Source organism: Secundilactobacillus angelensis (assembly GCF_012641075.1).
GTDB classification, from domain to species: domain Bacteria; phylum Bacillota; class Bacilli; order Lactobacillales; family Lactobacillaceae; genus Secundilactobacillus; species Secundilactobacillus angelensis.
Window position 1 is genome coordinate 60338 of the sequence record NZ_JAAXLJ010000013.1, and the last position, 8700, is coordinate 69037.

Annotated in this window: 6 protein-coding genes; all 6 read left to right on the forward strand. The window is 44.2% G+C overall.

Features of this window, described 5'->3' with window-relative positions:
* Nucleotides 1–7: 7 nt before the first annotated feature.
* Complete coding sequence (gene tilS / locus HC026_RS08180) at nucleotides 8–1363, forward strand: tRNA lysidine(34) synthetase TilS (protein ID WP_168925500.1); 1356 nt, start codon at nucleotides 8–10, stop codon at nucleotides 1361–1363.
* A gap of 12 nt (nucleotides 1364–1375) precedes the next feature.
* A complete protein-coding gene (gene hpt / locus HC026_RS08185) occupies nucleotides 1376–1915 on the forward strand; it encodes a hypoxanthine phosphoribosyltransferase (RefSeq protein ID WP_168925501.1) in 540 nt (179 codons plus the stop codon).
* A 143-nt stretch (nucleotides 1916–2058) separates the two neighbouring features.
* The gene (gene ftsH, locus HC026_RS08190; protein WP_168925502.1) at nucleotides 2059–4218 is read left to right on the forward strand and encodes an ATP-dependent zinc metalloprotease FtsH; all 2160 of its coding nucleotides are present in this window, start codon (nucleotides 2059–2061) and stop codon (nucleotides 4216–4218) included.
* Nucleotides 4219–4556: 338 nt separating this feature from the next.
* A complete protein-coding gene (hslO, locus tag HC026_RS08195) occupies nucleotides 4557–5435 on the forward strand; it encodes an Hsp33 family molecular chaperone HslO (protein ID WP_168925503.1) in 879 nt (292 codons plus the stop codon).
* 93 nt (nucleotides 5436–5528) lie between these two features.
* Entirely contained in the window at nucleotides 5529–6524 is a 996-nt protein-coding gene (gene dusB, locus HC026_RS08200) for a tRNA dihydrouridine synthase DusB (RefSeq protein ID WP_168925504.1), read from the forward strand.
* Between the two features lie 112 nt (nucleotides 6525–6636).
* Nucleotides 6637–8109, forward strand: a complete 1473-nt coding sequence (gene lysS / locus HC026_RS08205) for a lysine--tRNA ligase (protein ID WP_168925509.1) — start codon at nucleotides 6637–6639, stop codon at nucleotides 8107–8109.
* The last annotated feature ends 591 nt before the right edge of the window (nucleotides 8110–8700 follow it).

The window sequence follows — 8700 nt, forward strand, 5'->3', positions numbered from 1 at the left end:
ATACAAGATGAACATTGCGAAACAATTTAAATCACGATTGGCGTCGACTGGGTGCTTTGATGCTGGCAAAACTGTGATTGTGGCTGTCTCTACTGGGGTCGATTCCATGCTCTTGTTGACTTTGATGGAGCAGTTACCTGATAGTGTACGACCCAAACTGGTGGTTGCACACGTGAACCATCAGCTACGAGCGCAAAGTCGAGTTGAAGAGCAGTTTATTAGAGAATACTGTTCGAAACACCAGATTCAATTAGCCGTTACCCGTTGGTCAGTTGAGGAACACCCACAAACGGGAATAGAGGCGGCAGCTCGGCAATTTCGATATGACTTTTTTGCTGATGTGATGCGAAAATACCATGCCGAAATTTTGCTGACTGCTCACCACGCAGACGATCAGGCGGAGACGGTTTTAATGAAGCTCGTTCGGGGTGGGCAATTATCGCAACTGGAGGGTATTTTGCCCGAGCAACCCTTTGAGAATGGCCTGCTTATTCGACCCTTATTACCCTTTAGCAAACAGGCAATCAGAGCCTATGCTGAGACTAGCCATTTACAATGGTATGAAGATGAAACTAATCAGGTAGACGACATCTTCCGGAATCGGATTAGGCACCAGCTGATGCCTGCACTCAAACAAGAAAATCCCGCTTTTCTGAAGCACGTTCAGAACTATTCGACGCAGTTGATTGCAGCACTACAGTTGGCCAACGAACGGACGGTAGAACTACTTACGCAAATCCGGAGAGATGACGAGTCATACAGTGTCAGTCTCTGGCAGGGACTCACCGCTGTGCAAAAACGGGCAGTTCTCAGCATGATTTTTCAAGACGCAGAGTTACCTGTTACTGATTCCTATTTGGATGAAACGAGTCAGTTGCTGAATAATCAAAAAAAGCCAACCGCTGAGCTTAATTTAGCGGCATCTAAACACCTCGAAAAAGCCTATGATCGCTTTTCGATTAAATCGGAATTAAAAGTTCCCCCATTTAGCCAACCGGCGGATAGAATTGTGGTAATATCTAACCAGTGGGTTCAGTTATCACGGGGGTTACAAGCACGTCTTGTACCAGTGAAAACCGTTAACAAAAACGCTGCGGGACACATGTTACTTCAGTTGCAGCCGTTTGAGATGCCGTTGCGGGTCAGAACCGCACAACCGAATGACCGGATTAAACTTGTTGGCGGCGGCCATAAGACCATCAGGCGAATTTTGATCGATCATAAAATACCGGTGTCAAAGCGACAACAGCAATCTGTGGTCGTGACCGCCAATGGCGAGGTCCTGTGGTTGATAGGACTGCAGCGTAGTGCTCGTGATTATACTGAACCAAACTACGAACTTGTTTTAAAACAATCTGATTAGAGGAGAATTTGAATGAATAACGATATCGAGCGTGTTTTGTACAGCCAAGACGACATTAAGGCTGCTTGTCAACGTTTGGGAGCTGATATTACCCGGGACTATGCGGGCAAAAATCCGCTGTTCATCGGTGTATTAAAGGGCGTTATCTTCTTCATGACCGACCTTTTGCGCGAGCTGGATTTTCTGGCTGACATCGATTTCATCGACGTTTCCAGTTACCATGGTGGCACCTCTTCAACCGGTGAAATCACTTTAGTTCACGATATTGATACTGATATCAGTGGTCGGGACGTCATTGTGGTTGAAGATATTTTAGATAGCGGTCGGACACTGGCGTACTTGCGGGATCGTTTATCAGAGCGAAATCCTAAGTCATTGAAGGTTTGCACGCTGCTCGATAAACCTGAAGGCCGAGTAGTTGAAGCTAAAGCGGATTATGTGGGCTTTAACGTTCCCAATGAGTTCCTGGTTGGCTACGGACTGGACTACATTGAATACTACCGAAATTTGCCGTATGTTGGTGTTTTAAAACCCGAAGTTTATGCCAATTAGAGAATTGGTCAAAAAAGGTCAAATTTTCGAATAAAACATTAGTCAAATAAGGTCAAATGTGATAATATGATTTTTATCAACGGGGGGAATCGTCCCTCAGTTTCGTTCCCAATTAATCGGGAATCGAAGTAAGGAGGCACTAAATGAACAATCGAAGAAATGGGCTTTTTCGAAATAGTCTTTTCTACATTGTGATCTTCTTGTTGGTCATGGGTGTTATTTACTTCTTTCAAGGAAATAACTCAAGCTCGCAGTCCCAAGAAATTCAATCCAGCGAGTTTATCCAACAACTGAAAGATAACAACGTAAAGAACTTCTCCGTTCAACCTTCTGGTGGCGTATACAAAGTTACCGGTGAGTATCGGACAGCTCAAAAGGCTAAGACCCAGACTGGTTTTACCCTAGGTGGCAATACCAGCTCTAAGGTGACAAACTTCACCACCGCGATGTTGCAAAACAACTCCAGTGTCACTGAAGTAACGCGTTATGCAAGGGATCATAACGTTAAGATGAATACGAAGCCTGAGGAGTCCAGCGGCTTTTGGGTAAACTTATTAGTTTACGTCTTGCCTCTTCTCGCGTTCATTTTCTTCTTCTACATGATGATGGGTCAGGCCGGCCAAGGTGGCGGGAATGGCAAGGTCATGAACTTTGGTAAATCCAAAGCAAAGCCAACGGACAGTAAAGAAAACAAAGTTCGCTTTACTGATGTTGCTGGTGAGGAAGAGGAGAAACAAGAACTGGTCGAAGTTGTCGAGTTCTTGAAAGATCCGCGCAAGTTCGTTTCATTAGGCGCTCGGATACCATCTGGTGTGTTACTAGAGGGGCCTCCTGGTACTGGTAAAACCTTACTTGCTAAGGCGGTTGCCGGTGAAGCTGGTGTACCGTTCTACTCAATCTCCGGTTCAGATTTCGTTGAAATGTTTGTTGGGGTTGGTGCTAGCCGTGTTCGTGACTTGTTTGATCAAGCTAAGAAGAACGCGCCTTCCATTATCTTCATTGATGAAATCGATGCCGTGGGTCGTCAACGTGGTGCTGGTATGGGTGGCGGTCATGATGAACGTGAACAAACCCTGAACCAATTGCTGGTTGAAATGGACGGTTTTACTGGTAACGAAGGTGTCATTGTTATGGCGGCTACCAACCGTTCAGATGTTTTGGATCCAGCCTTGCTTCGTCCGGGTCGTTTCGACCGGAAGATTTTGGTTGGCCGTCCAGATGTTAACGGCCGTGAAGCTATTTTGAAGGTTCACTCACGTAACAAGCCATTAGCCAGTGATGTCGACTTAAAGGAAATCGCCAAGCAAACTCCAGGGTTTGTCGGTGCCGATCTTGAAAACCTGTTAAACGAAGGTGCACTGCTGGCTGCTCGTCGAAATAAGACACAGATTGATGCCTCTGATATCGATGAAGCTGAAGATCGTGTCATTGCTGGACCTGCTAAACGTAACCGAGTTATCAGTAAGAAGGAACGGGAAACCGTTGCTTATCATGAAGCCGGCCATACGATAGTTGGTTTGGTCTTAAACGATGCACGAGTCGTTCATAAAGTAACGATTGTACCTCGTGGTCGTGCAGGCGGGTACGCTATTATGCTACCTCGTGAAGATCAGATGCTGATGAGTAAGAAGGATGCTGAGGAGCAAATGGCAGGCCTGATGGGTGGTCGAACAGCTGAAGAGTTGATCTTCCACTCCGAATCATCTGGCGCATCAAATGACTTCGAGCAGGCAACTCAAATCGCACGGGCGATGGTTACCCAGTACGGAATGAGTGAGAAGCTTGGCACGGTTGCATTGGAAAGTGCTAACAGTCAACAGGCAGCCGCCTATGGACAAGCACCAATTTATTCACAGGAGACCGCTGCGGCCATTGACGAGGAAGTTCGTCGCTTGACCAATGAGGCTCATGAGACTGCCAAGAAGATTCTTTCTGAACACCGTGAACAACATAAGATTATCGCTGAAGCACTGCTGAAGTACGAAACCTTGGATGAAAAGCAAATTCTCAGTCTTTATAATACTGGGAAAATGCCTGATACAAAGAGTGACAGTGAATTTCCAAGCGAAAAAGCTGCTACCTTTGAACAATCCAAGCGTGAACTCGAACGGCGTGAAGCTGAACGACAAGCCAAAATTTTAGCTAAGAATGAGAATAAAGCAGATACTACTGAATCTTCAGATGCACCTCAGTCTGATTCAGATAGTGATCAAACTTCAGAGTCAATTGATTCCGACTCAGGTGATTCAAACCAACCGCATGCTGATGATCAATCTGATCATTCGGATGACAGCGAAGTTTAGAATTGATGAAAAGCGCAGGCCTTGGGCTTGCGCTTTTTTGTGGGGTTGGGATTTTGATGGAACAGAGCCTAATTAGGTTACGGCTGACAGAGAGCTTCATGGAGTCGTAAAACCGTATAAAACCAAACCCGGGATTTCTCCGATTTCACCACTCCACTCCGCTTTCTAGGCGCACCTTGTTTAATCGGGTTTCAGCTGACAGAGAACTGCATGCAAGGCACTTCCGGCATAAATCCAAGTCCGGGATTTTTGCCCAAAGCGTCTTACACTCCGCTCTCTAATCGTCAGCTTTCACACCTTGTGTTATACTACTCTAGAAATTCTTTTAGGAGGAAATTATGTCAGACTATTTACTTAAAAGCGTTGTTGATGACGGTCAATTTCGCGCTTATGCCGTTGACGCAACCGAATTAGTCCGCGAAGCTCAGCAGCGCCACGATACTTGGTCCGCTGCTTCAGCTGCTCTTGGCCGGACGCTCATTGCCACTTTGATGCTGTCGTCTTCAGTGCTAAAGGGCGATGATACTTTGACCGTCCGGATTAACGGCGGTGGTCCCGTTGGCGGTATCGTTGTTGATGGGAACGCCAATGGAACGGTTAAGGGATATTTACAAAACCCTCACGTTAATTTGCCACTTAATAAACGTCACAAGATCGATGTCGCAAAAGCAGTTGGTGTTGAAGGGTCACTTTCAGTTACCAAGGATCTTGGGTTAGACAAGCCGTATACTGGCCAAGTGCCACTAGCTTCTGGTGAAATTGGAGACGACTTTACCTATTACTTGGCGCAATCAGAGCAAATTCCATCTGCAGTTGGGGTGTCGGTCTTTGTTAACGATGACAATAGTATTCAGGTTGCAGGTGGTTTTCTGGTACAAGTTATGCCAGGTGCAAAGGATGAAGCCATTAGTCATTTGGAGAAACGCTTGAAGGAAGTGCCGATGGTTTCAGAATTGCTTCTTGATGGTCAGAAACCTGAAGATATGCTTAATTTATTGTTTGGCGAAAAGAACGTCAAGATTCTGGACAATATGCCAGTCTCCTTTAAGTGTGATTGCTCAAAAGAACAGTTTAGCAAAGCACTGGCAAGCATTTCTAAAAACCAGCTGCAACAGATTATTGATGAAGATCATCATGCAGAGACGGTCTGCAATTTCTGCAAAAATAAGTATGAATTTAGTGAAGATGAGCTGAAGGCAATTTTAGCTTCCATGTAATTCACCTCATGCTGGTAGCCAGGGATTACCAGAATGTGCTATGATAGCTAACGCAGAAATTAAGTTAGAGAAAAAATTTTAAGAGGTGAGCATATGGAATGGCAAATTGGCGACGTTAAAATAGCCAACCAAGTCGTTGTCGCGCCGATGGCAGGGGTGACCAACTCCGCTTTTCGCGTCATTTGTAAGGAATTTGGTGCGGGACTCGTGGTGTGTGAGATGATTTCTGATCGCGGGATCATGTATCACAATCAAAAAACGTTAGATATGATGTTTGTGGATGCTAGCGAACACCCAATGAGTATTCAAATTTTTGGCGGTACAAAGGAAACACTTGTTCAAGCAGCAAAATTCGTTGATCAAAATACCGCAGCGGATATTATTGATATCAACATGGGTTGCCCAGTCAATAAAGTCGTTAAGACTGATGCAGGTGCCAAGTGGTTGCTGGATCCAAACAAAGTGTATGAGATGGTGTCATACGTTACGGACGCCGTGAAGAAACCAGTAACGGTTAAAATGCGAACTGGTTGGGATGACAAGCACATCTATGCCGTAGAGAATGCTCTAGCGGCACAACGCGCGGGCGCATCAGCGTTGGCGATGCATGGTCGGACTCGTAAACAGTTGTATACGGGTCACGCTGACTGGGATATTTTAAAGGAAGTTGCTGATCAGTTGACCATTCCGTTCATGGGCAATGGTGACGTTCGCTCAGCTGAAGATGCTAAACGGATGCTGGACCATACCGGTGCAGATGCTGTCATGATTGGTCGTGCTGCTATGGGTAATCCTTGGATGCTTCGACAAACTGAGCACTATTTGGCGACAGGTGAATTGTTACCAGAACCAACACCAGAAAAGAAGATTCAAACCGCTAAGGAACATTTACACCGGTTAGTTGAATTAAAGGGTGATTACGTTGGCCCACGTGAGTTCCGTGGCCAAGCCGCTTATTATTTAAAAGGTATTTCACATTCTGCTCGGACTAAGGCAGCCTTGAATAACGCTGAGTCAGAACAGGAAATGAACGATATTTTTGATGCATTCCTTGAAAAATTGTCAGCTCTATTAGTTAACGGCCGATAATTTTAAAAAAGCAGGCAAAAGAGCTTGCTTTTTTTATTGAGGGTTGTCAAAATTAACAACGGACTAGTTATTATAAGATGGAGGTATTAGTGTGGCTGGAAAAGATAAAGAAATGAATGACCAACTACGAGTTCGTCGCGAGAAGATGAACGAACTGCGCGAAGAAGGAATTGATCCCTTTGGTCATCGGTTTGAAAGAACATACTTAGCAGCACAACTGCATAAGCAATTCAGTGATGATGATAAGGATGAGCTCAATGACATGCATAAGACCGCAGTGATTGCGGGTCGGATGGTTTCTAAACGTGGTAAAGGTAAAGTTGGTTTTGCTGATCTACAAGACCGCACCGGTAAAATACAGATTTATGTCCGGAAAGATATTTTGGGTGATGAAGTTTACCATATCTTCAAACGCTCAGATATTGGTGACCACCTTGGTATTGAAGGGGACATCATTAAGACTGACATGGGCGAACTGACTATTCGGGCAACTAAGTTAACGTTCCTTTCAAAGGCACTACGGCCATTACCTGATAAATTCCATGGTTTGCAGAACAAGGAACAAATCTATCGGCAACGTTACCTGGATTTAATTTCTAATCCAGAAAGCTTTGATCGGTTTAAGAAGCGCAGCAAGATTATTACGGCTGTTCGCAGTTATTTGGATGGCAATGACTTTCTTGAAGTGGAAACACCAGTGCTCCATAATCAAGCTGGTGGTGCTAATGCACGGCCATTTATTACACATCATAATGCGTTGGACATCGATTTATACTTACGGATTGCTTTGGAACTTCATTTGAAGCGTCTGATTGTTGGTGGGATGGAACGTGTTTATGAGATTGGTCGAGTTTTCCGGAACGAAGGAATGGATACACGGCATAACCCTGAATTTACCATGCTTGAAACGTATGTGGCCTATTTCGATTTCCATGACGTGATGAATGAAACTGAAGGCATTATTAAAGCAGCTGCCAAAGCAGTGACTGAAGATGGTGTCATTAGCTATCAGGGCAATGAAATTGACTTGAAGAAGGATTTCGCTCGGATTCATATGGTAGATGCGATTAAGCAATATACTGGTGTGGACTTCTGGCCTAAGATGAGTGTTGAAGATGCTCGTAAATTGGCTGAGGACCATGGTATTCATTATGAGAATTACTGGGCAGTTGGTCATATTATCAATGCCTTCTTTGAGGAACTGGTACAGCCTAAGCTGGATCAGCCTACCTTTGTGTATGGTCACCCAGTTGAAATTTCACCATTGGCCAAGAAGAACCCTGACGACCCACGATTTACCGATCGTTTCGAGTTGTACATTGTTGGTAATGAATTTGCGAATGCCTTTACTGAGCTGAATGATCCTATTGATCAGCGTCAGCGTTTTGAAGCACAGGTTGAGGAACGTGCTGAAGGTAACGATGAGGCTGAAGGTATTGATGAAGACTTCATTGAAGCTTTGGAATACGGGATGCCGCCAACCGGTGGACTCGGTATCGGAATTGACCGCTTGGTTATGCTGTTAACGGATGCTGAATCAATTCGGGATGTGTTATTGTTCCCAACAATGCGTCCAGAAGAATAATTGGCAGTATTGAATGAAATAGTATAGATAAAAAGACGGTTAGATTATCAGTCCATTGGGATTGTGATCTGACCGTTTTTGTTTTGTGTGAAAGTTGATCCTGCAGTTTGAAGCAGGCAGAATTCATGCTTTTCAGTATAAAATGGATTGAGACTTTCTATATAAATGCATAGGGTTGGCTGTGTTTCTTACGCGAGAATCAGCTGTAAGGAAAATATAGTTGCATCACATGGGTGAACCTATGTAAAATAGAATGATAGAGCTCAAAAGTGGCGTTTTGACAAAACTAAACGTATTTTTTGAAAAAGTTGCTTTTGGGTGTTGACCTTGTTTTAGATAGCTGGTATAGTAGTTATCGTTGTCAAAGAGATAACAGCTCTGACAGCTGACTTTTCTTGAATAACTATTCAAAAAAGTTATAAAAAAGCGTTGACAAGAATTACGTCAACATGATATGATTTAATAGTTGTCGAAAGGCAACTAGTAATCAAAGTAGACCTTTGAAAACTGAACAAAGTTTTGTTTCACAAATGTGCAGGGTATATCAGCTTCGGCTGATATCAAATGTAATTTGCGAAGTCAATTTCGCTA

Bases quoted from the DNA above. Each gene is read 5' to 3' on its own strand.
- ftsH (WP_168925502.1), top strand. From the start codon at position 2,059: ATGAACAATCGAAGAAATGGGCTTTTTCGAAATAGTCTTTTCTACATT.
- dusB (WP_168925504.1), top strand. From the start codon at position 5,529: ATGGAATGGCAAATTGGCGACGTTAAAATAGCCAACCAAGTCGTTGTC.
- hpt (WP_168925501.1), top strand. From the start codon at position 1,376: ATGAATAACGATATCGAGCGTGTTTTGTACAGCCAAGACGACATTAAG.
- tilS (WP_168925500.1), top strand. From the start codon at position 8: ATGAACATTGCGAAACAATTTAAATCACGATTGGCGTCGACTGGGTGC.
- lysS (WP_168925509.1), top strand. From the start codon at position 6,637: ATGAATGACCAACTACGAGTTCGTCGCGAGAAGATGAACGAACTGCGC.
- hslO (WP_168925503.1), top strand. From the start codon at position 4,557: ATGTCAGACTATTTACTTAAAAGCGTTGTTGATGACGGTCAATTTCGC.